This window comes from Providencia sp. Marseille-Q8014, from assembly GCF_965112055.1.
This window is the reverse complement of the sequence record NZ_CBCOPT010000001.1, coordinates 490,139-515,978: the sequence shown is the minus strand read 5'-3', so window position 1 is coordinate 515,978 and position 25,840 is coordinate 490,139. Positions and strand designations below refer to the sequence as shown.

Annotated in this window: 23 protein-coding genes; 12 read left to right on the top strand and 11 right to left on the bottom strand. The window is 39.7% G+C overall.

From position 1 onward, the window contains the following. Positions 1 to 167: 167 nt before the first annotated feature. The 4 genes from ACWPW6_RS02205 to ACWPW6_RS02190 all read left to right on the top strand — a co-directional run bounded on the left by ACWPW6_RS02205 (position 168) and on the right by ACWPW6_RS02190 (position 5,007). Positions 168 to 974 carry a protein bax gene (locus ACWPW6_RS02205; protein WP_154621806.1) on the top strand — a complete coding sequence of 269 codons (807 nt, stop codon included), beginning with the start codon at positions 168 to 170 and terminating at the stop codon, positions 972 to 974. Positions 975 to 1,231: 257 nt separating this feature from the next. Continuing rightward, positions 1,232 to 2,650 carry an MBOAT family O-acyltransferase gene (locus tag ACWPW6_RS02200; RefSeq protein ID WP_154621805.1) on the top strand — a complete coding sequence of 473 codons (1,419 nt, stop codon included), beginning with the start codon at positions 1,232 to 1,234 and terminating at the stop codon, positions 2,648 to 2,650. Next, positions 2,637 to 3,824 (top strand): SGNH/GDSL hydrolase family protein, encoded by a 1,188-nt coding sequence (locus ACWPW6_RS02195; RefSeq protein ID WP_196713977.1) that lies wholly within the window; start codon positions 2,637 to 2,639, stop codon positions 3,822 to 3,824. The genes ACWPW6_RS02200 and ACWPW6_RS02195 overlap by 14 nt, the downstream gene beginning before the upstream one ends. Then, a complete protein-coding gene (locus ACWPW6_RS02190; RefSeq protein WP_163860596.1) occupies positions 3,775 to 5,007 on the top strand; it encodes an SGNH/GDSL hydrolase family protein in 1,233 nt (410 codons plus the stop codon). Before ACWPW6_RS02195 ends, ACWPW6_RS02190 begins: the two co-directional genes overlap by 50 nt. A gap of 399 nt (positions 5,008 to 5,406) precedes the next feature. Here ACWPW6_RS02190 and gntU read toward each other — a convergent pair whose 3' ends face one another. The 3 genes from gntU to gntR form a co-directional block, all read right to left on the bottom strand. Beyond that, the gene (gntU, locus tag ACWPW6_RS02185; RefSeq protein WP_154621802.1) at positions 5,407 to 6,765 is read right to left on the bottom strand and encodes a gluconate transporter; all 1,359 of its coding nucleotides are present in this window, start codon (positions 6,763 to 6,765) and stop codon (positions 5,407 to 5,409) included. Then, positions 6,762 to 7,304: a gluconokinase gene (gntK, locus tag ACWPW6_RS02180; RefSeq protein WP_154621801.1), complete on the bottom strand. Its 543-nt coding sequence runs from the start codon at positions 7,302 to 7,304 to the stop codon at positions 6,762 to 6,764. The genes gntU and gntK overlap by 4 nt, the downstream gene beginning before the upstream one ends. A 193-nt stretch (positions 7,305 to 7,497) precedes the next feature. Continuing rightward, positions 7,498 to 8,493, bottom strand: coding sequence for a gluconate operon transcriptional repressor GntR (gene gntR, locus ACWPW6_RS02175; protein WP_154621800.1), 996 nt, complete (start codon positions 8,491 to 8,493; stop codon positions 7,498 to 7,500). Between the two features lie 203 nt (positions 8,494 to 8,696). On the opposite strand from gntR, the gene ACWPW6_RS02170 reads away from it, so the two are divergent. The 8 genes from ACWPW6_RS02170 to ACWPW6_RS02135 all read left to right on the top strand — a co-directional run bounded on the left by ACWPW6_RS02170 (position 8,697) and on the right by ACWPW6_RS02135 (position 17,239). Continuing rightward, a complete protein-coding gene (locus ACWPW6_RS02170; RefSeq protein WP_154621799.1) occupies positions 8,697 to 9,734 on the top strand; it encodes an ABC transporter substrate-binding protein in 1,038 nt (345 codons plus the stop codon). Then, positions 9,731 to 10,735 (top strand): FecCD family ABC transporter permease, encoded by a 1,005-nt coding sequence (locus ACWPW6_RS02165; protein ID WP_249999739.1) that lies wholly within the window; start codon positions 9,731 to 9,733, stop codon positions 10,733 to 10,735. Before ACWPW6_RS02170 ends, ACWPW6_RS02165 begins: the two co-directional genes overlap by 4 nt. Then, on the top strand, positions 10,732 to 11,499 hold the full coding sequence (locus tag ACWPW6_RS02160) for an ABC transporter ATP-binding protein (RefSeq protein WP_247047407.1): 768 nt from the start codon (positions 10,732 to 10,734) through the stop codon (positions 11,497 to 11,499). The genes ACWPW6_RS02165 and ACWPW6_RS02160 overlap by 4 nt, the downstream gene beginning before the upstream one ends. Positions 11,500 to 11,509: 10 nt before the next feature. Then, a complete protein-coding gene (locus ACWPW6_RS02155) occupies positions 11,510 to 12,328 on the top strand; it encodes a class I SAM-dependent methyltransferase (RefSeq protein WP_249999737.1) in 819 nt (272 codons plus the stop codon). Then, positions 12,325 to 13,170 carry a ModD protein gene (gene modD / locus ACWPW6_RS02150; RefSeq protein WP_154621795.1) on the top strand — a complete coding sequence of 282 codons (846 nt, stop codon included), beginning with the start codon at positions 12,325 to 12,327 and terminating at the stop codon, positions 13,168 to 13,170. Before ACWPW6_RS02155 ends, modD begins: the two co-directional genes overlap by 4 nt. A gap of 125 nt (positions 13,171 to 13,295) precedes the next feature. Then, entirely contained in the window at positions 13,296 to 15,302 is a 2,007-nt protein-coding gene (locus ACWPW6_RS02145; RefSeq protein WP_249999735.1) for a TonB-dependent receptor plug domain-containing protein, read from the top strand. A 476-nt stretch (positions 15,303 to 15,778) separates the two neighbouring features. Then, positions 15,779 to 16,759, top strand: coding sequence for a winged helix-turn-helix domain-containing protein (locus ACWPW6_RS02140; RefSeq protein ID WP_154621983.1), 981 nt, complete (start codon positions 15,779 to 15,781; stop codon positions 16,757 to 16,759). Then, positions 16,760 to 17,239 carry a FidL-like protein gene (locus tag ACWPW6_RS02135; protein ID WP_154635631.1) on the top strand — a complete coding sequence of 160 codons (480 nt, stop codon included), beginning with the start codon at positions 16,760 to 16,762 and terminating at the stop codon, positions 17,237 to 17,239. Between the two features lie 83 nt (positions 17,240 to 17,322). Here ACWPW6_RS02135 and ACWPW6_RS02130 read toward each other — a convergent pair whose 3' ends face one another. The 8 genes from ACWPW6_RS02130 to ACWPW6_RS02095 form a co-directional block, all read right to left on the bottom strand. Beyond that, complete coding sequence (locus tag ACWPW6_RS02130; RefSeq protein ID WP_196713969.1) at positions 17,323 to 18,375, bottom strand: isoaspartyl peptidase/L-asparaginase family protein; 1,053 nt, start codon at positions 18,373 to 18,375, stop codon at positions 17,323 to 17,325. Between the two features lie 102 nt (positions 18,376 to 18,477). Further along, on the bottom strand, positions 18,478 to 19,254 hold the full coding sequence (locus ACWPW6_RS02125) for a fimbrial biogenesis chaperone (RefSeq protein ID WP_163860589.1): 777 nt from the start codon (positions 19,252 to 19,254) through the stop codon (positions 18,478 to 18,480). A gap of 39 nt (positions 19,255 to 19,293) precedes the next feature. After that, a complete protein-coding gene (locus tag ACWPW6_RS02120; RefSeq protein WP_163860588.1) occupies positions 19,294 to 20,502 on the bottom strand; it encodes a hypothetical protein in 1,209 nt (402 codons plus the stop codon). Positions 20,503 to 20,560: 58 nt separating this feature from the next. Beyond that, positions 20,561 to 23,116, bottom strand: coding sequence for a fimbria/pilus outer membrane usher protein (locus tag ACWPW6_RS02115; protein WP_163860587.1), 2,556 nt, complete (start codon positions 23,114 to 23,116; stop codon positions 20,561 to 20,563). Between the two features lie 93 nt (positions 23,117 to 23,209). Further along, positions 23,210 to 23,932 carry a fimbrial biogenesis chaperone gene (locus tag ACWPW6_RS02110; RefSeq protein ID WP_163860586.1) on the bottom strand — a complete coding sequence of 241 codons (723 nt, stop codon included), beginning with the start codon at positions 23,930 to 23,932 and terminating at the stop codon, positions 23,210 to 23,212. Between the two features lie 10 nt (positions 23,933 to 23,942). After that, positions 23,943 to 24,506, bottom strand: coding sequence for a fimbrial protein (locus ACWPW6_RS02105; protein WP_163860585.1), 564 nt, complete (start codon positions 24,504 to 24,506; stop codon positions 23,943 to 23,945). Positions 24,507 to 24,522: 16 nt separating this feature from the next. Beyond that, the gene (locus ACWPW6_RS02100) at positions 24,523 to 25,104 is read right to left on the bottom strand and encodes a fimbrial protein (RefSeq protein WP_163860584.1); all 582 of its coding nucleotides are present in this window, start codon (positions 25,102 to 25,104) and stop codon (positions 24,523 to 24,525) included. Then, positions 25,079 to 25,825: a fimbrial biogenesis chaperone gene (locus ACWPW6_RS02095; protein WP_163860583.1), complete on the bottom strand. Its 747-nt coding sequence runs from the start codon at positions 25,823 to 25,825 to the stop codon at positions 25,079 to 25,081. The genes ACWPW6_RS02100 and ACWPW6_RS02095 overlap by 26 nt, the downstream gene beginning before the upstream one ends. Positions 25,826 to 25,840 lie beyond the last annotated feature (15 nt).

The window sequence follows — 25,840 nt, the reverse complement described above, 5'->3', positions numbered from 1 at the left end:
AAAAAAAGGAATTAAAACTGATTTTAAATCAATTAAATACAAAAGATACACTTTAAAGACAAAACAATACAGTAATTTAGCTAAAGTCAGCCGGATAAAAGTAGCTCCCCCAAAATTATTCTGCTACTATTCGCTCGATTTTTGTTCAGAGAAATTAGGAGAAGCAAATGCCCTCTCGAACGATGAGGACAAACGCCGTCTTCGCTTTCTTACTGTTATTGTTATTTTCGGGTTTGAGTTTCGGCTCAACAAGTACCAGTACCACACTCAAGAAAGAGTATTCTCACAAGGCCGTGCAGAGCTCAAATCAGGCTCAAACCTCTCTGCCTGATTTGCGAAAATACCCGTCCGGTACACCACGTAAGAAAGCGTTTTTAAAAACGATTGTCCCAGTGATTGAAAAGGTCAATCAAGAAATAATGGCGGAACGTAAATGGTTACTTTCTGTTCGCTCGAATAAAAAATGGAGCGCTCAGGAGCTACGCCGTCTTGCTCAAATTTGTAAAAGCTACGGTATGACCTGTACCACCCCAAATAAAATGAATTGGGATAAGCTATTGAGTCGTGTTGATATCATGCCTACCCATTTGGTTGCAACTCAAGCAGCGACGGAGTCAGGTTGGGGAACATCACAGCTAGCACAGCAAAATGGTAACCTATTTGGTATGAGATGTGGCAGCGGTTGCCAACTAAAACAAGGAAAGATTAAAGGCTATTCCGCATACGATTCTGTTGAAGAAACAGTTTCAGCCTACATGAAGAACATGAATACTCACAATGCTTATGAGTCGCTACGTTCGTCTAGAGCGAAACAGCGTCTATCAAAAGATGAGTTGGATACAACAAAACTTATCAATGATATGAAAGGGTATTCACAGTTAGGTTCATCTTATAACCGCTATCTACAAGAGATGTACGTGAGCAATGAAGAACTGATTACACAGGCTCAAAAAACGGCATCAAATCGTATTTAATTTGTATCACCAGGTACACGTTCCTACTAAAAATCCACTTTTTTATAAAGTGGATTTTTTCTTATTGCAACAATGCTGATTATTAATATGATGTAAATATTCATTTATACTTCAAATGATTCGAGATGCAGCTAAACAATCGAGGTAAAGGATCGAGAAAACATGTGGATGTCGACGATTCGAGAGTCTCCTCTATCAGTCACGCTACAGTTCGGCCTTAACGAGTATACAACAATAATTAACAACCTGAGTCTTATATGAATTTTTTCTCATTCGAGTTTCTTGGCTCTTTTTTGGTGTTTTTCCTCATTTATTGGAGTTGCCAGCCTAGTGCAAAGCTTCAAAATGGGCTATTAATTACCGCGAGTTATTTTTTTGTTTATTCATTTAATCCTGATTTCGCCTATATATTATTCGGCTATACCCTCTTTATTTATTTTCTCACTAATTGGGTTTCGAATTGGCTTTCCAACAAATGGGTATTTACACTCCTCGCGCTTGGCATCATCGGTTGTTTTACTGCGTTTAAATACTATTCATTCTTTCAAGAAACACTCCAACAAACTTTCGATAAATTAGGCCTTAATGTCGGGCTGCCTATTATCGAATTATTAGCTCCACTTGGACTGTCTTTTTATGCATTCCATTCTGTAAGCTATACCGTTTCCGTATGTCGTAAAGAAATTCCTAAAGCGGACTTTTTTGATGTTGTGCTATACCTGAGCTTTTTTCCTAGTATTGTTGCAGGCCCCATCAACCGCGCTAAAAATTTTATTCCCCAGATCCAAACAGAGAGTCGTGAGATACTCGACGCTAGAAAAGCAATTTTGCTGATTTCATTAGCGCTGGTTAAATTGTTTCTCTTTAGTGCTTATTTATCTGAAAACTTTGTGAACCCCGTGTTCGATGCTCCAGCAGGTTTCAAGGCAGGCGAAATCTTAGTTGCTACCTATGCTTATGCATGGAACATCTATTTTAATTTTTCGGGGTATACTAACTTAGTCACAGGTATCGCCTTACTATTAGGTTTCCGCGTTCCTGTGAACTTTAATGCCCCTTATATGGCCGCAAACTTAAAAGAGTTTTGGGCTCGCTGGCACATTAGCCTATCAACCTTCATTCGCGACTATATCTACATTCCATTAGGTGGCAATCGAAAAGGCTTCAGCCGTATGAACACCAATGTCTTTTTAGCCATGGTAATTTCAGGACTATGGCATGGTGCTGCGATGACCTTTGTCATTTGGGGAGCAATACACGGCTTAGGGATCGTACTGCTTAACCTTAAGAATTTATGTATGGAAAAGTTAGGGTGGACAAAAAGCTTTCCTAATAAAACCGTCACAACGCTATTATCGCGGATCATCACATTCCATTTTGTCTGTTTTGCTTGGATATTTTTCCGTAGCCAAACTTTTGATGATGCATTAATGATGGTGTCACAGTTCGCCTCTCCTGACCTTATTGCCTCCATTAGGGCAAGTATTGGTTTATTGGTCGCATTTTGGGCTTTACTGTTGCTTTATCCCTATTTCGTCCAGTCGTATCATTATGTTGCAAGGAAATACCAAAATATTGCTTGGTATTATTACCCTATACCACTGGCTATTGTACTAACGATTATGTTTATGCTTTCACCTTCTGGGATGCCGGGATTTATTTATGCTAACTTCTGAGTTTAAAAAAAATCTAATAAAAACCGGACAAGTCTTTTTTATTGTTTTGGTGGCAGGAATATTATTAGTTTGGCTGAATCAAGCCTCATTAGAACGCTTCTGGCAACAAAAATATCATCGAGATCCACCTTGGGCTGGCATGTCAGGTCATCCTGTTTGGGATTATGGTGCTTATTTGTATGATGGTACGCTGGCTGCGGGAAGTACCTTTGCCTACCACGCTTCGGGGCAGCATGCCAAAGACGTCGAAGAAGCTGAGGCGCTTGCTAATGCTTCTGCTCGCAGTAAAGCTGTTTTTCCTGAAGGTTATCAAGTTGGATTACATTTTCTAAATGGTTATATTTATCCTGCAAAATCATTGTCAGTGACCTTTCCTGAGCTATTGAAACGCCAACAGCAAAGAGCATCGTTGCAAACGGAAGGGGTCAGTCCAATAACCGTATTGCAAAACGATCCTATTGTCCCCAAAAGTATCGCGAAATTAGAAAAAGGTGACCAAGTTCTGTTTGCGGGCGACTCAATGATGCAAGGGGTCGCACCACATGTGAAGAACATGCTATTGAAAAAATATAATATAGATAGCATTAATCTTAGTAAGCAAAGTACTGGCCTTGCTTATCCGCGCTTTTTTAATTGGCCACAAACGATTGCGGACACATTGAATAAAAACCCTAAAATCAAAGTATTAGTTGTATTTCTCGGTCCTAATGACCCATGGGATATGCCACCCGATACGGGTTATAAGTATGTGAAATTTAAAAGTGAAATGTGGGAGCAGGTGTACCGTTCACGCATTAATGATATATTAATGACAGCGCGCCAACATCATGTTGATGTTATTTGGGTTGGCCCTCCCAACATGCGTAAAACGAGCCTATCAGAAGGTATGCAGTTCCTAAGAGATCTCTACCAGTCCGAAGTCAAAAATAATGGCGAAATTTATTTTTCTGTCAATGATGTCTTTAAATACAAGGACCTGACTTACTCTGATTATTTCGGCGATGAAAGCAGCAAAATTAAGCTTAGAAGTGGTGATGGGATCCATTTCAGTCCCAAAGGACAACAAGCGATTGCGGAAAAAGTGTTTTCATTAATTCATTTTGAAGAGGAAGAAAAGGTTCTTCATGAAGCAAAACAAACTGCGTCAGGCCAAGTCCAAATTAGCGGCAGCTAGTGCCATCGCATTGTTATCACTCAGCTTATTATCTTGTCAGCAGGATACAGAGCAGACACGTCACGGCTCGGCAGGCCATAGAACATCCATCAATGTGGATGTTCAAGGGCAGCTTATCAATAATGGGGAGCCGAATCTCCAGCAGTTTGCCAATAAGCTCAAGCAAGGTAATCAGCAGGTTCATATTGTCCAAATTGGCGATTCTCATACTGCCGCTGACTTTTTTAGTGGTGAGTTAAGAACGATGTTCCAGCAACGTTATGGTGATGCTGGCCCAGGATTTGTTCCTGCCATCTCAATACCCGGACAGCGTACCGCGACTATCAATCGTAAAAGTGATAAGCATCAATGGGAACTGTTCAGTAGCCGTAAAGATGAACGATTTGACTACCCTCTTGGAGGCTTAATCGCTCTACCCATGGCTTCACAGAGCTCTGTACAATTAATGCCATTACAGGTGGCTAATGGGACGTATCAGTTACAGGCTCTGTACCAAAACACCTCGGGTAGCCAGATGAGTATCTCTCCAGCTTCATCGTCTCCTATCGCATTACCAGCAACAGGGAACTCTTGGCGTTTTTCTTCCCCTGTTAGCACTCAGCTACCGTCTGACGTGACGGTGAGCAAGGATAACAATCTTAAATTAGGGGGTTGGTTGCTACGTGCCAATCATCCTGGGGTGATGTTATCAGCGATAGGAATTAATGGGGCGACCATCAATATGTTCGATAAATGGCAACCACAATGGGTGGATACGTTAGCACAGATGTCACCGGATATGGTGGTCTTAGCCTATGGGACCAATGAAGCATTTAACGACAATCTGGATTTAGTGGCCTATCAGCAAAGCCTACGTGAAAAAATTCATCTCATACGCCAGCGTATGCCTGAAGCCGTGATTCTGCTGATTGGACCTAATGATTCCATCAAATTTAGCAATGCGCCGAGCTGCGAAGCGAAAATGCCTGTTCACCTAACCAATGTGATCAAAATCCAAAAAGCTGTCGCAGCCCAAGAAAACGCTCTGTTTTGGGATTGGCAAGCCTTTATGGGTGGGCCTTGTTCAATACGCTCATGGGCAGCACAAGACCTTGCACGACCCGATAACGTGCATTTATCTGCCGATGGCTATAAGAAGAGCGCCCAAGGCCTCTATCGTCAACTTAGCCAAATGTTAAACTAATCAAATCAAAGATGGTGGGAAACTTTCTCGCCATCTTTGATTGCAACCTTTAAGATATCGCACGTTCCCCCCTTCAAGAGTCGCTATAGACTCTCAAACTCAGCAAAGAGTCATCAAGGCTTACTAATAAGTATCCTGTCGCGATGCCTGCCCTCAACAATTGCGGATTATTAGAGGAATACTAGAAAATTAACGTCCTTTATTCGTCATAGTCAATCCTAATGAAGATTGGGATGAACTATTACAAAGTCAGTTAGAAGAGCTGCAAAATACAGAGTTCGGTACTGCACTCGCTCAAGCTTACCGTTTTACTAGACGGTATTAACGATCAAAAACCCGCTCAATCCCCTCTGACTATCAGAGTAAATTGAACGGGTTACTGTTACTTAGAAATCTAAATTATAAGAAGGCAAAGAAAATCATTCCCACGATGGCACCTGTCGTACCCAGAATGGTTTCCATGACGGTCCAAGTCTTCAATGTTTGAGCTTCAGTTGCGCCGGTGAATTTACCAAATAACCAGAAACCAGAGTCATTCACATGGCTGAGGATTAAAGAACCACCAGAAATACAGGTCGCAAGCGCGGCTAACTGTGCACCTGAATACCCTAATTCACCAATCACAGGCAGGACTAGACCCACGGTCGTTAAACACGCCACGGTTGCCGAACCTTGAATGACACGAACAGCACCTGCCAGCACAAAACACGCGACTGCGATCGGTAAACCTGCACCGATTAATGAATCCCCTAGAGCAGGACCCACCCCTGAATCAACGAGTATTTGCTTAAACACACCACCCGCACCGGTGACTAATAAGATGATACCTGCGGGTTGAATCGCGGCTGAACACACTTCCATCACTTTTTCTTTATTCATGCCATAGCGGAAACCTAAACCATAGATAGCCAGCAAACACGCAAGCAACAAAGCAGTAAATGGATGTCCGATAAACTCTAGCCAATGTTCAAGATTCGAACCCTTTTCAACAAAATGGGTACCAATGGTCTTTAAACCCACCAAAACCAGCGGAAACAGGACTAAACTCAAGCTAAAGCCAAAACTAGGCATTTTGCCATGTTCCATGTTTGGCGCTTGATAATCAGCGGGAATATCGATGGTTACGTGTTTACTGATAAAGCTACCGAATAAAGGGCCCGCAAGTAGCATTCCGGGGATTGCCGCACACAAGCCAATCAGGATCATCCAACCATAGTCAGCTCCCATTTGCGAAGCCACCAACATGGGGGTTGGGCCTGGCAACAAGAAAGCCGCGGCGGCTGCGACCCCAGCAAATAAAGGAATTGCCATACGAACAACGTTATGGCCCGTACGGTTTGCCACCGCAAATACCACCCCAATCAAGAGAACAATGGCAACGTCAAAAAAGAGTGGTAATGCACAAATTAACCCAGCGATACCAACTGCGTAGTGAGCTCGCTTTTCACCGAACAAATTCAGTAACTTCGTTGCAACCTGATCGAGTGCACCGGTTTCATGTAAAATTTTACCGAACATGGCACCCAATGCGACAACAATCGCCAAGAAGCCTAACGTTCCTGCCATACCTTTTTGCATCGTTGCCGTAATATCTTGAATTGGCATACCTGAAAATAGCCCTGCACCAATCGATACAATCATCAGTGCAACAAAGGCATGCAAACGTGCATACATGACAAGGAACAATAATAAGACAACCGAGCCGACGGCCGTCAGAACTAAAGTGAGCGTGCTTAATGCTTCAACAGGGGGGTTCATGGATTGCCTCCAGATACGATTTGGTGAATAGCTGTACAAGTATTCTCAATTACTTCATCGAGAGATGGGCGAATATCAATAACATGAACATCCTGTTCTTCTAATGTAGGTTCTTGTAATGCCTGAAATTGTGAAATTAGCATTTCAGGTTTAAAAAAGTGACCTTTACGTACTTTGAGACGTTCCGCAATGAGCTCTGCATCCCCTTTCAGGTAGATAAAATAGAGATTTTTATTTCCCTCTCTTAATCTATCGCGATAACTCTTCTTCAGTGCTGAACACACAACGAGAGAAATAGGGTTAGTCCGCTGCATAGCAAAAATAGCGTCATTTAATGCGGCAAGCCAAGGCTGACGGTCTTCATCATTTAATGCATGACCAGAAGACATTTTCTGAATATTCGCTCTCGGATGTAAAAAGTCGCCATCTAAAAAAACCGCATTGGTTTTTTGAGCGACACCGTTCGCGACTGCCGATTTACCGCTACCCGATACCCCCATGAAAACAAATGTATAATTTTGTGTTTGGGTATCACTCATTGGAAACTCCTCAGGTGTTAAATAATAAAAGGTACTTATTTTTTTGTTTACCGATAGTAGACATTCGATTGTTACCGGTAACAGTTACCAGTAACATTATCGGCAGCGCTGTTATTTTTAGCAATTATCTTTATGGGGAAATAAAGAGATCTGTGATGCTTCTCTCACTAATGTGATGCATCATTTTTGAATTCTAAATACTTTCACCTGGTAGTAACTCAAAACCAACATCAAATAACGTCTGTGGTAACTTTTTACCATTAATACGCGCCAGTAAAACTTCGGCCGCTTTACGTCCAATACTATCTCTAGGGGTGAGAATACTGGCTAATTTCGGTGTCATCACTTGGCCAACATCATGGCCATGGAAGCCTGAGATGGCTAAGTCATTCGGCACTTTAATACCAAGGCGTTGGCATTCAAAGATCGCCCCGATCGCCAAGTCATCATTGGTACAAAATAAACCATCTGTTTCAGGGTATTTTTGTATGCAATCATGAAGTAGCTTAGCGCCTAATGAATAAGAAGAGCTCACCTGTGTCATCACATTACGCGGCTCGAGACCAGCATCACGCATAGCTTGCTCATAACCTTGTAAACGAATCACAGTTCGCTCATCATGACGGGCTCCGAGATAGACAACATGTTGGCATCCACGTGTTAACATTGCCGCCGTCATTTGTCGTGAGGCTTCAAAGTTATCAATACCAACCGCAACATCGAGACATGGAGAAACGCTATCCATGATTTCAACGACAGGGATCCCTGCTGTCTTTAACATCCTGAGCGTTCGCTCTGTATGGGTACGTTCCGCTAAAATGACCCCATCGATATTATAAGAGAGTAAAAAAGTGAGGCGCTCTTCTTCTTTTTCAGGGAGATAGCCATAATGCGCAAGCATTGTTTGGTACCCATGACGATCTGTCACAGCTTCAATGCCACGAATGACTTCCGCAAAAACTTGGTTAGTTAACGAGGGTAATAGCACACCAATAGCGTGACTCGTTGCATTGGAGAGCAGATCCGGTGCCTTATTTGGAATATAGCCTAATTCATCAACCGCTTGCGCTATTTTACCACGTAACACTTCAGAAACCTGCTCAGGGTTTCGTAGAAAGCGGCTAACGGTCATCTTCGTGACACCGACTTTGTCGGCAACATCCTGTAGTGAGGGTCTTTTTTTCTTCATATATTCCAATATTTCTAGCACATGCAATGTCTAAGACTATGTTCAGCGATCTTTTTATGGATAGCAATGTTTGTTACTGATTTACATCACAGAATAGTCGAGTTTTCCTATTAATGTCTCTTTTGTGGTTGACTCTAAGGTATGACTTCGCTAACTTTCCGCGCTATATACCAATAAATATAACGAACCTTATTTTTAATACTATGGGAATTAACCGCAGACAGTTTATCAAATCCTGTGCAGCGTTCATGGCACTTTATTATTTTCCTGCCTATGGGAAGAGAAATAATCACGTCGAACAAGCACTATTTGGTGTCATCCCCCAGCCAAGTAAAATCCAGCGCGTCATTAGTGCCGGTCCGCCTTCTGATCTGCTGTTGTTCGCTTTAGCACCTGAAAAAATGGTGGGATTTTCTTCAATTAATTTACAAAAAGGCCATTCTCATTTATTCGCTAAGCAATGGCGAAATTTACCTATATACGGACGCTTAGCGGGTCGTGGTAGCACATTATCGCTAGAAAAGCTGATTGATTATAACCCCGAATTGATTATAGACACTGGTAATATTGACGATACCTATCGTTCTCAAGCCGAAAAAATCGCGAAACAAACAGGAATTCCTTATTTGCTGATTGCAGGAGGGCTGCATGATTCACCACAGCAGTTACGCCAATTAGGTGAATTATTAGAGGTTCAGCAACCTGCCAAACAACTAAGTGAGGTTGCCCAACATTATCTCCAAGACGCCAAAACCTTTGCTGAAAAATACCATGCTAATGCGCCTAGTTTCTATCTAGCCAGAGGGGCCAAAGGGCTACAAACAGGTACTAAAGGCTCGATTCATACTGAAGCTATAGAAATATTGGGTTTACGCAATGTTGTCGACATCCCTAACTTTAAAGGTTTAACTGAAGTTTCTATGGAGCAGCTGTATGATTGGAACCCTGACATTATCATTACGCAATATCCCGAAGCCGCTGAGTTTATTAGGCATTCAACATTATGGAAAGGCTTGCATGCAGTCTCCTCTGAGCATTTGCTGACTTTTGGTGGTCTGCCATTTGGTTGGATTGATGGCCCTCCTGGCATTAACCGCTTGTTAGGCATGCGCCGTTTACAAAGTCATTTTGATCAACACGTAGAATCAATCATAGGTGATGACATAAAACAATTTTTCCATCTGTTTTATCACTCACCTCTGACTGACGCTCAAATTAATAAATTACTGGAAATGTCATGAGTCGCGTAATGATATCGGGTCTACTCTTAGTGGTTTTTATTATCTGTTTTGTCACAGCATTAAACAGTGGTAAGTATTCACTAACATTTAACCAGTTCCTCAATTTATTGATGGCTGAACTGAGTACTTCCACAACGATTGATGACCCACGTACTGCTACTGTATTTTGGCAAATTCGTTTTCCTCGAACATTAGCTGCCATCATCATCGGTGGCGGGCTAGCCATTGCAGGCGCTGCTTATCAAGGCATGTTTCGTAACCCGTTGGTTTCGCCTGATATATTAGGGGTATCTGCTGGCGCTGGGGTGGGTGCCGTCATTGCTATTTTTTTAGGGCAATCATTGGTCTATATCCAGTTAGCTGCCTTTATCGGCGGTTTACTCGCCGTGACCTTAGTCTGCTTGATCGCTCGAATGGCACGCCAACATGATCCTATCTTATCCCTCGTCTTAGTGGGTGTGGCGATCAGCGCGCTATGTGGTTCTGCCATCTCTCTTATGAAAATTTTAGCTGACCCTTATACACAACTGCCTTCGATTACTTTTTGGTTATTAGGTGGACTTTCATCGATCACACACCATGACCTGCTTTCCGCCTTCCCAATCATGCTGCTGGGCATTATCCCACTACTCCTGCTGCGCTGGAGAATGAATTTACTCAGCCTCTCCGATGAAGAAGCAAAAAGCTTAGGTATTAATGTCAGTTTGCTGAGGGCGGTCTTCATTATTTCCGCCACCTTAATTACTGCGAGTGCAGTGTCAATTGCGGGAATTATTGGTTGGATTGGATTAATCGTTCCCCATATCACTAGAATGATAGTAGGCGCTAACTTTCGCTATCAGTTACCAGCCTCTATGGCTATAGGGGCGATTATGCTACTTATCACCGATACATTAGCACGTAGCATCGCCGCCATTGAACTGCCCCTTGGTATATTAACCTCGGCTGTCGGTGCGCCTTTCTTTTTGGCTATCCTGTTGCAAACTCGGAGAGTCAAATGAACCTGATAACCTTAGAAAACGTGGCTATTGGCTATCATCGTCAAGCGATTTTAACGCAACTTTGCTTAGCACTAGAAACGGGCGCAATAACATGTCTTCTCGGGGCCAATGGTTGTGGTAAAACAACCTTAATGAAAACGTTGTTAGGACTTATACCTGCTATTGAAGGGCGTATTTTATTAAAAGAAAAACCGCTCAGCACTTATAAATCAAGCGATATCGCCAAAGTGATCGCTTACGTACCTCAAGCGCATGATACGCCTTTCACCTTTACTGTTATTGATATGGTGATGATGGGACTCAGCCCTCATATTTCATTATTTTCAGCGCCTAGAGCCAAAGAACGCGCACTGGGATTACAGCAACTCAACAAGTTGGGCATTGCTCACCTTGAATCACGTTTATACTGCACACTCAGTGGTGGTGAGAAACAGTTAGTATTGATAGCCCGCGCCTTAATCCAAAACCCAATTATGCTGATTATGGATGAACCCGCCGCGAGTTTAGACTTTGGCAACCAAATTCGTTTGTTAACACAAGTTGAACAATTAAAAGCGCATGGAATGACCATTTTCATGTCAACTCATCATCCACAACATGCTGCCGCTATCGCCGATAACGTCATTTTGCTTGATAAAGCGTATGGAGCAAGACAAGGTTCAGCTCAGAGTATGTTAACACTCACTAACTTAGCAAAACTCTATTCTACAGACGAAAAGAGTATTGCTACTCATTTTCAGTTTCCTACTCATTTTACTTGCTAAGGCCACAGTTATGCTTATTGACCAATTAGATTTTGCCAAAATGTATCAAGATCATATGCAAAAGGCACAACGTTCACGTAAAGAACCCGAGCATTGGGATAAAAAAGCCCAAAAAATGGCACAAACTTGTGCAAATCCACACGACCCTTATTTAATACATTTTCGTGAGTTAATGGATTTTACAGATGCAGAAACACTACTCGATGTTGGATGTGGCCCCGGTTCTGTGTGTTTAAATCTTGCAAACCAATTGACATCGGTCATCGGTATTGATTACAGCCAAGGCATGTTAGACGCGGCCAGAGAACGCGCTAGCGCGCTGAATATTAATAATGCGCAATTCGAACAATTAGCATGGGAAGACGATTGGACTCACTTACCAAAAGTCGATATCGCGATTGCATCACGCTCAACGTTAGTCGATGACCTTAAAGCTGCTTTACTGAAGCTTAACCGCCAAGCCAACTTACGCGTTTACACAACCCATACCGTGAACCCAACCTTTATTGATGAAAATATCATTCACTCTATTGGTCGTGAAGTGGTGCGCCTGCCAACTTATATCTATGCGGTTAATATCTTGCATCAGATGGGGATCAATGCTCGCGTTGATTTTATTAATAGCTCCGATAATAGCGGCTTTGCGAGTGTCGATGCTTTTATCGATAGCGTCAATTGGTCACTAAAAAACTTAACCACTGACGAGATAACTAAATTACATCAATACTATGCACAGCACATCAGCTCAGGAAAACGCATCCCTTATCCTTCACGTACTTGGGCGATGGTCTCGTGGGACGTGGTCGATGAAGCGAGTCTTACACTATGATATATCTCTCTGATAGCATAATCGATCAGTTGCTCCTTGATGATATTCTGTATGGTGATTTAACCACACGCTCTTTAGGTCTACACAACCAACGAGGTACTATGACGTTTACCTCTACACAAGGTGGTTGTATTAGTGGTATTGAAATCGCCTTACGAATGCTCAAGAAATTAGGTCTTGATTGCCAAGGCTATTTTCGCGATGGTGAAATCGTTGCAGAGAATAGCGGCCTCATTAAGGCCACAGGCGCTGTAGAAGCCCTTCATCAAGGATGGAAAGCGGTACAAAATATACTTGAATGGTGTTGCGGAGTCAGCCACTACACCCACCAAATGGTTTCTATACTTAAGCACCATCAGCCCAATGCACAATTAGCCTGCACAAGAAAAACCGTACCAGGAACAAAATTATTTGCCCTCACCGCAATACTGGCAGGCGGCGCAATGATTCATCGAGCAGGCTGTGCTGAAAGTATTTTATTATTTACCAATCATCGCAATTGTCTCGCAGCACCTAATGACTGGCATGCACATATTAATACATTAAAAATTGCCGCGCCCGAACAGCAAATTATTGTTGAAGCGGATGATATCGAACAAGCGAATCTAGCCATTCAAGCAGGGGCTGATATTGTGCAATTAGATAAATTTACACCACAACAGATCCGCCAGTTACAGCAAGATATTTATAAACAAAACAGCTTATGCCGTTTATCCGCGGCCGGTGGCATCAATTTACAAACAATAGAAGAATATGCGCAAACAGGCATTTCTTTATTTGTCACATCGGCTCCCTACTACGCCCCACCGAGAGACATTAAGGTAAAAATTTCCGTAGCGTGAACCTAGCAATCATACAAACCCAGAGCATCATCCACCTAATTTGATGGATGATCTCGCTTATCAATAAACACCAACATCGTTATATAAAAAGTTACATATTGCATTTAATCAACTGGAATTTAACTATGAAAATAAAAAAGATTAGCTATTTGATTGGGATGGCATTATTCACAGCATCGAGTTTCGCCGCCACAGAAGACCAAACAAGCCGTGATGTCATGACGGTTTGGAGTACGCCTCTTGCTGCTGATGCGAATGTCATTACACAATCGCAAATGCAACAATTAAATCGAACGAATGTTGCACAAGCCCTGAATACCATGCCAGGCGTTGTGATTCAAAAATCAGGTAATCGTAATGAAACTCAGGTGAATGTGCGTGGCTTCGACAGTCGCCAAATACCTGTTTTTTTCGATGGCATCCCAACCTACGTCCCCTATGATGGCACATTAGACCTCGGGCGTTTTATGACCAGTGAACTCGCAAGCGTCGAGTTATCCACCGGGTATACATCTCTGTTGCAAGGCCCAAACTTGATGGGGGGCGCGATAAACTTAACAACGGCAACACCGAAAAAACCTCTTGAAGTGAATATTAACCTGAATCAAGGTTTTGCTCGGGGTGCAGATAATGCACATAATATGAGTGCCCGCTTGGGTGGACGTAACGACCTTGGCTTTATTCAAGTCAGCGGTAGTCAATATCAGCAACGGTTTATGGGATTACCTCATTCCGCTGATAATAATCCGTTGGCGGGGAGCCATGGGAGACGCACTAACTCTGCAACTGATGATAAACGCCTAACGCTAAAGATGGGTTGGACACCACGTGAAACTGACGAATATGTGCTGACTTATTTAAAACAAGATGGTGATAAAAATAGTGCGCCAAGTGCAGATAATAAGAAACAACAAATTTGGCAATGGCCAGAATATAATAAAGAGAGTCTTTACTTTAATGGCACCACACAACTCACCAGTGATATTGCCTTACAAAGTCGACTCTATCACGATAAGTTCAAAAATACGCTGCACCAATATAAATCCGTTCAAGACTATAAAGCCGGCAAGTACAACTACAGCCATTATGATGATTACAGTAATGGTGTTGATATGCGAGTGGACTTTACGTTACGTGAATTAGACATGTTATCTTTTGCGGCGCATTGGAAAGAAGATACCCATCGCGCACGTAGCAATAAAGTCGTTCCTTATGATCGCTATCAAGATCAAACATGGTCAATCGCCACCGAATATCAATGGGTCGCAACGGATAAGCTCGATATTATTGGTGGGATAAGTTATGACTGGCGTCGCAGTGATGAAGGAAAACGTTATTTATACAATAACAAGAATGTAGTGACTGGCATTGAGAATTATGAAGATAACCACCAGCAGGCTTTTAACTGGGAATTCATGGCTCGTTACCACTTAGAAAATAGCGACACCGTCCAGCTCTCGGTTTCAGATCGGAGCCGTTTCCCAACACAAAAAGAGCGTTATACTAAAAACAAGATGAAAAATAATGACAGCTTCATCATTAACCCTCATCTTGATGCAGAACGCGCGCTGACCTTTGATGCCACTTATAAAGGCCATATCACACCAACTTGGTTTTATAATGCTAGCGCCTATTATAATCATGTCTCTGACGCCATTATGGCACACCATATGTATTATGATAGCGTGGCAGGTTCTGACGTATATCAAAATCGTAATAGCGGTAAAATTAACTATGCTGGTATTGATCTAGGCACTCATGGAGAAATCACCGATTGGATGAGTGTAGGCATAAATTACAGCTATATTCATGCAGATCCCAAACATAAAAGTGTGAAACATGTTGCGGAATTGCCAACACATAAAGCTTTTGCTTGGGTGCAATTTACCCCATATGAATCTCTCAGTATCACGGCAACAGAAGAAGCAAGAAGCTGGGCTTTTAATTATATTGATAAAGATGACAAAATTCACGATTTTGCAAAAACAGATATTCGCATGGATTATGATCTAAATCATGGTTTATCTATAAATTTATCAATTAACAATTTGTTTGATAAATCATACCAATACACAAAAGGGTATATTGAAGAAGGGCGTAACTACTGGTTAGGTATTGAATACAACTATTAAATAAAATTAAATTAGGCGAGATATTCTCCCTCTCGCCTAATAATAAAAAAAGCACTTATCATTTTTATTAAATTGACATTTTCAAAAACAATTTAATAATTAAGCAGTATCACTTAGGATTTCTCTCAATTAATCTCCTTTTTTAAGACCGCTAACTAACCAAAAGCCACATTTTAGAAATATATTGTTTTTTACACACAAAAAATGCACCTCGACAAAATATAAAACTAAAAAACAATAAAAAAACAAACCATAGCTCCATTACATCACTTAGATCAATATATTTGATAGCAAGATACAAAAAAGCTCACTTCTATATACTTGAAGTTAATTCAATCCGTATTTAGACTATATGCATTAAAAATATTTATAAAAATATAAATTAATTAAATTTTTCTAAAAATTATAAACTGATTCAGTTGATTATAATAATTTCGCTGTTCTAGAGTTAGAATTAGAGAGAGCAAACCGTGTTTATGACAAATAACAAAGATTATCTGATTAACGATACATTTATCTTTGAGACAAGCAAAAGTATTGTTTTCTTAAAAGATGAAAGCGATAAATTTGTAGAGTTATCAAAGCCTGCATCACGCTTATTGAGTGAAATCATCACTCTTAATCAACGTGCAAAAATCGCCACAAGAGAAGAATTACTGACTAATGTTTGGGAGGAGTATGGCCTTGTAGGGTCAAACAATAATCTCAATACTTATGTTAGCGAGATAAGAAAAAAATTCGAACTCATCGGCTTAGATCCTAAATCTATCATCACTGTTCCTAAAAAAGGTTTTCGCTTTGATTGTGAGTCATTAGAAATAATCACTAATGAAAACAATTCTGACCTTTTACAGGAAGAAATGGTGGTTCACAATGACAACAACATTATTTTAAGTAAAAATAATTATATATTGTCAGACCCTTCCCCTCAGCAAAATATTGAGCATAGTCGCGAAGAATTGCTCACTAATCCCATTGATAGTCAGCCACCTGTGACTGAATATCCCCCAAGGAACACACAGCATCATGAACCATTAGAATTAACATTAACAGAACAAAAAGATACAAAAAAAATAAGAAAACAAAGTAAGTTAAAAAGTAGTTATATGGTAGTTGCTTTTATTGCTCTCTTCTCAGTTTCATTAACTTTTGCCTTTCATTTTATAACAAGCTCTAACGCGAGCATGAAAGAGAATGACTATATTACGGTCAGTGAGAGAGATAAATGTTTAATACAAGTTCCTGTTCATTTAGTGGAAAGTTCAACAAAAGATAGTATCGATTATGTCAACAAGAAACTCGATAAATACAATGTTAACTGCCAAGAACCTAAACGCGTTATCTTACTTTCAGAACTAAACACCATCCAACCTGTTGATAAAAACATATCCATTAGTATCTGTAAGGAAAAAAATACTCAATACGACTGCGTATCAATTAATGATCAGAGAATTTAAATGAAAAAATACATTTTATTGCTTTTATTTTCTTTCACTTTAGTGTTAATAACATCATTTGCCCTGCACACTGAGAGTGATGACGTAAATCTTTGTCACTCTGATATTCTCTGGATAAAAGATAACGGTACTGATGACGGGCTAATGCTAAAATCAAAAACAAGTATTCTGGTTACCAGTGATAATATGGGAAGAATGAATATGTATGGTTACGTCAAAGAGAATAATGTTTTCTATCGCCTTGATAGAGCGCTCTATTTTAATTACCAATCGATTGATAAAAAAAATAATTACTCTATTCGTTTTAAAACATTATCTATTACCAGCTCAGATAACGTCCCTCAAGCCCTCTTCGCTAACTTCATTCAATTAGAAGAAGAGAAAATAAATTATTACATTAATGTGACAAAAATGAATGATAATATTTATATTATTAAAGATGAAGCTTATTCATCGTTCACCTGTTATGCAGATAAATAAAAAAAAGCCTACTAACATTGCTGTTTTAAGTAGGCAAATCGCCAACATGGAAAACTATTCAAAACTGGTTGTGCGGTGGCTAATCAATGGCTATTAGAATTAAAAATAGCCACTTGAGGAATTCCATCTTCTGCAATTGTTCCTCTAAACATGCCTTTGGTATTAAATTGCATAATAAAGTTGCCATTTTTATCTATTGCGATAAGGCCCCCCGTTCCACCTAGGTTGCGCACCGTATTTAAGGTATTCATACCCGCTTCAGATAATGGGATGCCTTGGTATTGAATTTGTGCGGCGACATCATAAGCAGCCACAGAACGCATAAAAACTTCACCTAGCCCCGTTGTAGAGATCGCTATTGTCTTATTATCCGCATACGTGCCTGCACCAATAATGGGTGAATCGCCAATACGGCCATAATGTTTATTGGTACTACCGCCAGTCGATGTGGCGGAAGCTAAGTTTCCTCGAGTATCAATAGCCACAGCGCCTACCGTTCCATATTTGTAATCGTACATCAGCGGATCAACAAATAAAGCGGCATTCGCGCCTTTCTCATGATCGATTTTACGGCTAATTTCTTTGACTTTATTTAACTGTTCAACGCGTTGTTCAGTCATAAAATAAGTGGGGTCTACGATATCAAGCCCTTCAGACTTAGCAAATTGTTCAGCGCCAACCCCGCCCATCATCACATAAGGCGTTTTAGTCATGACCTTGTAAGCTGCCATGATGGGGTTTTTAACATTCGACACCCCCGCGACAGCACCTGCTTTCCGAGTTCGCCCATCCATAATGGAAGCATCTAATTCCACTTTATTATCTGTCGTTAAAGAGGCTCCTTTACCTGCATTATAAAGTGGTGAGTCTTCCATGACGATCACCGCTGCCTGTACGGCATCAACACTGTCGCCGCCTTGAGCAAGGATACCGTATCCCGCTTGCAAAGCTTCTGTCAGTTTTTCTTCGTGCGCTTTTTTCTGCTCAATAGAAATATGTTGCTCTGTAATATCCCCAGCCCCACCGTGGATCACTAGACGAAAGTTATTTTTTTGAGCGCTTGATGGAAATGCCAGAAGAATGGCAGATAATAAAATAGAGCCTGAAATATATTTAAATAAATTTAATTTTTTCATAGGTTATTTATTATTAACCTTATTTGATGCAATAAATTCCTATCAATTTAGGGTAAGTCATCATTACCCTAAACGAATATCTCATTTATTTTTCATCGCAAGCTATTGCAGCGTGCCTGTTTGTTCTTTCATTGGCAACACTAATTCATCTAAAACAGTCCATTTTAATTGGTTGCCATTCATCGTTTTTGGTAATTTAAAGCGTTGCTCACTCAGAGGTTTAAGTGGTTTGAATAACTCATTGCTATCGATATTACTTCCCCCTACACTGACGCTATCAAATGCCAGATATATTGGAGAGTTATTCATAACAACCAATTCATTGCCCTCTTTTCTAAAGCTTAATTTTTTTTGTGCATCTTCAAGTGTCAGATTATTTATGCTTTTAGGGCGGTAATACACTTTAAAATGCAATGCTTGAATGGCATCAAATTCGGTCGTGTCTTGACTACCTTCTGTGTTTGGTGTTGATGGCGGTATCGCTCTAAATTTTGCAATATAAACCGTTTCTCGGTCACTGGGCATTTTCGCTGTATCACCAACAAACATAACTCGCCAATCATAACGCTGGCCAGGTTCTAGTTTATGTAAAGGAGGGGTAATCATAAACGGAAAATCATCCGCTTTACCCAAGGTGTTTACCCCTGTCACTTCATCTAACTTTTCAATACTCGCTTGCACCAAATAGGGTGTTGTAGTTGTTGCATTCCGTAAACGGAATGAGACACTTTTATCCCCTTCAATAAAGGTTTTTCGCTCATAAGGAAAAACAAGGGTATCTGAACTTGCACTTTCGAAATCAGATGCAGACGATGGCATGACACCGAAGAGTAATGATAGCATGAAACCCGTTATCAAAAGACTTGCCCAGTTTTTCATCAGTAAACCTTCATTAATTTATTGAATTATTAGTATAAGCTAAATTTTTGTATAAACAGCGACTTCAACACGAGCACGGTATTTACCTGGATCAACATTATCATTTGCACAAATCGCCCATTTAATGTTGAGACTTTCATCCTTATTTGATACCGAATTCTGACCAACCGCTTGGTCACTATTATTAAATTTCATTAATTTAGTATTAGTTTCATTGCTGCATAAAAGCGTAGAATCATCGCCATCTTTGTAAGGGAGAGCGAGTAACCAAGGCGACTTACTGTTATCAAGTTCCGTTCCATCAACCTTATTGAACCACAGTTTTCTTGGGTTATTCGAATCCACACGTCCTTCACGAGGGATTGCTGTAATATAAATAGGCTTATTATCAGCCGTACAAGTATATTGGAAGCGTGATTCTCGTGTTTCTTGGTTATTACGCCCCATCACGATATCAAAAGTTGACTGTGTCACATTTTTAATTTTACAGATACGTACCACACGTATGTTGGTCTCAAATTGAAGACGCTCGGAATCCTTGGCTCCATGCGGAGTAAGTCTAGGGCCATCAGTGCGTACATATACCACTTTTTGTAATTGAAAACGTCCGGGCCGCATTGGAAAGTTGGTATATAACTCAAATTTCTCACTGATATTAAATGTGATATATTTCCGCGTCGTATCATAAGCTTGCTGATAGGCCCTTGATGGATACATACAGATATTTGCTCTGGTATAAGTATCGACTAATCCAGGAGTGGGCCTAAAAAAGGTGCCTGTATAATTACGCTCTAAATTACGCCATTGACTATTAAACTCTTCATCACTCCCGAGAATACTCACATTGTAGTTAATTGTTGGAATAATCCAAGCTTCTGCGCCTGAAGGTTTTGTTCCATCAGGAAGGTAGAAATCTAATGCAAATCCTTTTTTATTGGTACCGGGTATTGAGACAACAAATCCTGAGTTTTCTTTTTGGCAATAAGTACCACTGCTCGTTAAACCAACAAGAGCCCATTCCTGATCCCAGAAACCATGATTACCATAGGTTCCTTGAGTACTTAGGTAGGTTCTACCGGTTAAACGGGCTTCAACAAGATAGGGATCACTCGGGGCTTTCGGTATATCTAAATCCAGCAATCCATCTAAAATGATATTCATCTCCGCATGCACTTGACCAGAGGACAAGCCCATCAGTAGCGTCATCACACTGAGCTTTCGATAAATTTTAGACTTAGCACTGACCATATTGCATCCTTCCATAATTTTTTATACAGCATGACATACAAGTTCTGCGATGATATGTTTATTGGCAAACGGCCGAGATTGTACGCACGGGTTGCGATTGACTAACTTTTAATGTATCTAATCCTGAGAAAGTGGCAGTACAGCGTTGGCTGTTATTACTACCCCAGCTAACATTTAGCTTACCATTTGCCGGCAACCCGCTCATAAACACTTGATTGTTATCACCAACAATTCCCGTATTTACATCTGTTACATTAAGCTCTTCTAAAACCGCCACCGCTCCAAATGGAATCGGTGTACCTGATGGCGTTTTTAAATTAATAATGGCTTGCAAACCGAGTTTGGTATCAAACTTCACCTTAACAATTGAACCCTCGGTCGGATAAATCGTTTTACTTGTTTCTTTGAGCATGACATCGTTAGGCAACGTGTTTACATCCATATTAATAATATTGGCATTGTATGGTGAGGTATAAGGATATAACGCATAACCAGAGCTATTAATCACCGTATCCTTACTTCCAACTTCAGCTCCCGCGGCTCCATCAGCTTCAATAATTGCCATACTGCTACTCACTGGCCTTCCAAGTAATACCCCACCAGAGTGAATCAATGCACCGCCACTCACGCTTGCATTCATGCTTCGATTATCTTTACTGTAACTATAACCTGCGGAAACACTTCCTTTAGAACCAGAGTAACTAGCATTCACTGAGCCTGTGTTACCCCCCCCTTTATTTTCATATCCTTGGGAAATGCCATATGACAATTTATTGTCTAAAACGCTACCATTGACCGCGAGTTGATTCGTCATTCTATGGTTATTATCTTGAGTAAACATATAGCTGCTACTCATATTTCTTGCCATTTCATGGTTCGAAAAGAGACTAAATGGGACATTGACATTAATGGAAATTTGACGGTTTTCCGGCCAAGCAGATTCACCTTTCACTCGGTCAATGCTATAACGAATCGAGTAGTTAATTTCTCTGAAACTCCCATTATAACCAAATGCAACTTGGCGTACTTCACGGTTAATATCCCAATAATCAGAAATACTTCCAGATAAGAAAATACTGCCGTATTTACCTAATGATTGAGAGATAGATGTAGTGAAGCTCGCACGTTGACGTTGATTTAACCATGGTGCGACATCATCTTTTAACCGATGGTCATAAGTATTAAAGTCAGAGAAACTAAAATACGAACGCGTCGAATAACGTAACGCCGTTAAATCTATTGAGGTTCCTGTTGTCGTCATACTTTTAGAATAACGAATACGATAAGATTGGCCGGATTTATCACCTAATGCACCATCCATATTTGCCGTTGCATGCGTTACATCCGCAGATAATGCACCAAACGAACCTAATGATATTCCCACCCCTCCAGCAACAGAGAAATAGTTTTTCGCCATCAATAAACCGCCATATAGCGTGGCATTGGTGGGTAAACCATAAATATAAGAGCCTAAGAAAAAATCTGATTCTCTGGATGTTTTTGTATAACCGCCATTAAAACGACCTACACTTGTTTCATATTTATAGCTTCCTGGACGCAACATGACAGGTAGGGATGAGTAAGCCACGGTAAATGTTTTTTCAGTTCCGTTTTCTTCCGTTACAGTAACATCGAGGTCACCCGCATTTCCTGTCGCATACACATCTTTTAATTTAAATGCACCAGGGGACACATAGGTTTGATAAACAATATAACCATTCTGCCGAATAGTGACGCGTGCATTCGATGACGCTATTCCATTAATTTCAGGGGCAAAACCACGCTGGCTACTTGGTAGCATATCTTCATTAGATGTCAGCTTTATCCCTTTGAAAGGGATACTGTCAAAAACATCACTCCCAGTAGTAATCTCCCCTACCATAAATGTAGAGCGAATAGAGTGTATTGCTCGCATCATATAGGTGTTATTAAAATTCGTTGAAGATTGGGAGCCATAATCACCACTACTACGGGAATAAGACATATTTGAGCGTAGCCGCCATGCACCTATATTTAAACCACTAGCGATAGTCGCAAAAATATTGTCTGAGTTATTGACGCCAGAATAGCCAGAATCATTACGGCTTTTATTACCACTAATAAAGTAGTTAAGGAATAGTGCTGATACACCATCATCTAATAATTTAGGATCAATATAGCCCCGTGATTTTTCCAACATAGCAATTTGAGGAATTTCAACACGTACTGTTAATTTAGACATATCCGTAATAACAGAAGCGTCTTTAATATATTCGCCAATATTTAAAATTTTAGTATTCGGCTCAAGAGCCTTTAAACTTGGAATAGCTTTAACATTGACACCCCATTCTTCTAATAAAGCAGGGGTGACAACAAGGACAACATCTCCTTGCTTATTTGGCGAAAATGTTAATAGTTTATCCCCCAAGCTATTTCTATTAACTTCAAGATCGGCATGATAATCACCGGCAGGAATGCTATTAGAACGACTAAACTGAGAAAGATCTAATTGGCTAGGATCAACCCCCAATTGGCTTTCTAACATACTAGGGTCAAAATAGTCATCACCATAAGAATATAGAGATAGACATATCAATGAAGATAATAAGCTTGTTTTAAATAATTTGTTGTCCATTTCTATAGCCTTTATTCATCTTTATATTAGTTTCACATCAACATTTAATTGGATATTAAAGTGTTATATATGTACCTAGTATTAGCTATGACCCTATTTATCCTTAACTGTTGAGTCTTTCGCTATTTCAGTTTCTTTTTTAATTAGTTGTTTTTCTGTTGTTGAACCAAAATCATTTAAAAAATACCAACTGACACTTGATGGATCTTTAATATTCTTATTTATCTCATAGCTGCTAAATGGTTTTAATAGCAATGAGTTTTGCTCTACACTCCCATCTATACTTAAACCAACCACAGTCATGTAATATGGTGTTACGTTTTGGAACTCCCACTTACCATTTTTCCTGACTAAATTAACTTTTTTATAATCCATCAATCCTGGAGCACTAATTACGTCTGGTCGGTAAATTAATTTAATAACAAATGCCGTTACAAAAACCAAACTAGGTTTATCTTTTTCTTCTGTTTTATTTATGGCAGGAATCACCCTTGCTTTTAAATAAAATATGGATTCCCTATCTTCAGGTAAAGATACAATATTATTGGGTAAAACTCTTGATGCAAATTCACTCTTTGCATCAACTCTAAATAGAGGTGGAGTCAAAATAAAATTATCAACCGCCTTACCATCAACCTCTTCTAAAACAGTAAGCTGCGCTAAAACTGGCGATGAGGTACCATTATGTATTTGTAATACTTGACTTTTATCTTTCTGTGAAAAGACAATACGACTTTGATTTAATGACACGCCATCCGCATTGACAACACATGTTACAAAAGAAGTAAAGATTACTATTAGAAATCGAAATAACATATTATTTCTCTTAATCAGAAATATAGGTCAAGGTCAGTGTCGCTTTAAAATTACCCGTGTTAACATCATCCGCGCACTCTGTTGCACCCGTTTGACACATAACATAGGCATAAAAAGTTCTTGATAAAGTTGTACTCTCTATCTTAGGGAATAACTTGTTATTTTTATCGGTAATAAAATCAGGATCATCTTGTGTTGCATTATCTTTACTCGATATTCTAATCGCAAATGTTTTTCCTACATCATCCAAGAAGCCATTTTGCTCCTCTTTATAATTACCAGTTAACGTAATATAAGCTCCATCATAATTTTTAGTTTTACAGTTTAGAACCGTAACTTTAAATGGCAGCTTTAAATTACCTTTAGGAACATCATCTTTAAATTTATTCATCGGGATATTACCAAAATCCACTTCATTCGCAGATGTTCCTTCAATGTTAATATCACAGGTATTCTTAGGAATAGTAAGATTAAAGGTAAAATCATGTAAGCCATCATTTCTAGCCTGAGAATTATTAAGAATACTGCTAAATAAAAATAAGCTTCCACCGATTAAAAAACTTAAAGCTTTCATTATTTATTCCTTTTTATTATGGTTGAAGCAATGTAATATCAACCGCAGCAACTAATTCTCCAGGCGTTGGCTTACTGGCTCCGAGTTGAACAACACTAACTTCAAAATGACTTTCTAAACTTGCATTTTCCGTAACTTGAAAAGGAACAACCCCACCACCATTAATATCGACAATATTACAATTCGCCTTGCTATCATCACATTTTTTCAATACAAAAGCGGCTTTTGTATTGTTTGTTGTTGGGTAAATTTTGTTACTTGTATCTATTGAAGTTCCCGTACTCGCTGTAATTTTCATTAAATATGGAGCTGTTCCTGTTGATAAATCAAACCCAGAACAGTTATATTTTAACGAAAATGGCTTTAAAAAAGTTTTATCGTTAATATCTTCTTTTACTTCAGGAATAAAAATAGGTTGATTAAATTTAACTTCCATACTATCGACGTCAACAACGCAAGTACCTTTAATCACCTTACCAATAACCTTCATTTCAACGGCTTGAACACTCTGAATCGTATAACCAAAGGTCAGCATGGCAAATAACAGCGTACTCCCTACACTTATTAATGATTTAGTGAACTTGTCCGTGATAAACATCTTCACCTCCCAAATCATTAATAACAGTCCATTTTGCAACGCCTTTACGACCATTCGCAGGAGTGATATAACTAAATGAATCATAAGGTGAAATCATGGTATTACGTTTTTTCATACTCATATCAACCTTAACACCGTTCACGCTTAAATTACTCAATGAGATGTAATAAGGGGAGTTATTCACTACTGTTATTCCTGTAGCGCTAGACTCTATCTTTAATTGTTCATGTGCTTCTTTCGGAGAAACCGGTAATTTTCCAGGACGATAAAACAATTTAATGACATTGTTATAGCCAATATTGAGCGCTGCACCATTCACTGGCCCATTAGTCGCTGGGATCATCGTTGCGCTAAAATAAAAAATTGATTCTCTATCCGTTGGCAAATTATGTGTTTGCCCATAAATTTTAACTTCTTGAGTTTTACCGCTATCAACCTTAACCAATGGAGGAGTCACCGTAAATGGTGCATCTCCCTTTAAACCATCAGGTGATTTATTCACCATAAATTTTGCTAAGTAATTAATGTCAGTATTATTTCTAGCACCAATAGAAGCACTCTTCTCACCTTGATTATAAATAATGCGTGTCGAGTTTAATCCAACACCACCACCTGCGGAATAAGCTGAAATAGAAGTTAATGAAAACAGTAGAATTAAAAGATTTTGCTTAAAACCACCTACTTTACTTAGTCTATTTTTTTTAGTTTCTATTGTTTGCATTATCTTATCTCATAT

Excerpts from the sequence above, each read along its gene's own strand:
- ACWPW6_RS02205 (WP_154621806.1), top strand. The coding sequence starts at position 168 with ATGCCCTCTCGAACGATGAGGACAAACGCCGTCTTCGCTTTCTTACTG.
- ACWPW6_RS02200 (WP_154621805.1), top strand. The coding sequence starts at position 1,232 with ATGAATTTTTTCTCATTCGAGTTTCTTGGCTCTTTTTTGGTGTTTTTC.
- ACWPW6_RS02195 (WP_196713977.1), top strand. The coding sequence starts at position 2,637 with ATGCTAACTTCTGAGTTTAAAAAAAATCTAATAAAAACCGGACAAGTC.
- ACWPW6_RS02190 (WP_163860596.1), top strand. The coding sequence starts at position 3,775 with ATGAAGCAAAACAAACTGCGTCAGGCCAAGTCCAAATTAGCGGCAGCT.
- gntU (WP_154621802.1), bottom strand. The coding sequence starts at position 6,765 with ATGAACCCCCCTGTTGAAGCATTAAGCACGCTCACTTTAGTTCTGACG.
- gntK (WP_154621801.1), bottom strand. The coding sequence starts at position 7,304 with ATGAGTGATACCCAAACACAAAATTATACATTTGTTTTCATGGGGGTA.
- gntR (WP_154621800.1), bottom strand. The coding sequence starts at position 8,493 with ATGAAGAAAAAAAGACCCTCACTACAGGATGTTGCCGACAAAGTCGGT.
- ACWPW6_RS02170 (WP_154621799.1), top strand. The coding sequence starts at position 8,697 with ATGGGAATTAACCGCAGACAGTTTATCAAATCCTGTGCAGCGTTCATG.
- ACWPW6_RS02165 (WP_249999739.1), top strand. The coding sequence starts at position 9,731 with ATGAGTCGCGTAATGATATCGGGTCTACTCTTAGTGGTTTTTATTATC.
- ACWPW6_RS02160 (WP_247047407.1), top strand. The coding sequence starts at position 10,732 with ATGAACCTGATAACCTTAGAAAACGTGGCTATTGGCTATCATCGTCAA.
- ACWPW6_RS02155 (WP_249999737.1), top strand. The coding sequence starts at position 11,510 with ATGCTTATTGACCAATTAGATTTTGCCAAAATGTATCAAGATCATATG.
- modD (WP_154621795.1), top strand. The coding sequence starts at position 12,325 with ATGATATATCTCTCTGATAGCATAATCGATCAGTTGCTCCTTGATGAT.
- ACWPW6_RS02145 (WP_249999735.1), top strand. The coding sequence starts at position 13,296 with ATGAAAATAAAAAAGATTAGCTATTTGATTGGGATGGCATTATTCACA.
- ACWPW6_RS02140 (WP_154621983.1), top strand. The coding sequence starts at position 15,779 with ATGACAAATAACAAAGATTATCTGATTAACGATACATTTATCTTTGAG.
- ACWPW6_RS02135 (WP_154635631.1), top strand. The coding sequence starts at position 16,760 with ATGAAAAAATACATTTTATTGCTTTTATTTTCTTTCACTTTAGTGTTA.
- ACWPW6_RS02130 (WP_196713969.1), bottom strand. The coding sequence starts at position 18,375 with ATGAAAAAATTAAATTTATTTAAATATATTTCAGGCTCTATTTTATTA.
- ACWPW6_RS02125 (WP_163860589.1), bottom strand. The coding sequence starts at position 19,254 with ATGAAAAACTGGGCAAGTCTTTTGATAACGGGTTTCATGCTATCATTA.
- ACWPW6_RS02120 (WP_163860588.1), bottom strand. The coding sequence starts at position 20,502 with ATGGTCAGTGCTAAGTCTAAAATTTATCGAAAGCTCAGTGTGATGACG.
- ACWPW6_RS02115 (WP_163860587.1), bottom strand. The coding sequence starts at position 23,116 with ATGGACAACAAATTATTTAAAACAAGCTTATTATCTTCATTGATATGT.
- ACWPW6_RS02110 (WP_163860586.1), bottom strand. The coding sequence starts at position 23,932 with ATGTTATTTCGATTTCTAATAGTAATCTTTACTTCTTTTGTAACATGT.
- ACWPW6_RS02105 (WP_163860585.1), bottom strand. The coding sequence starts at position 24,506 with ATGAAAGCTTTAAGTTTTTTAATCGGTGGAAGCTTATTTTTATTTAGC.
- ACWPW6_RS02100 (WP_163860584.1), bottom strand. The coding sequence starts at position 25,104 with ATGTTTATCACGGACAAGTTCACTAAATCATTAATAAGTGTAGGGAGT.
- ACWPW6_RS02095 (WP_163860583.1), bottom strand. The coding sequence starts at position 25,825 with ATGCAAACAATAGAAACTAAAAAAAATAGACTAAGTAAAGTAGGTGGT.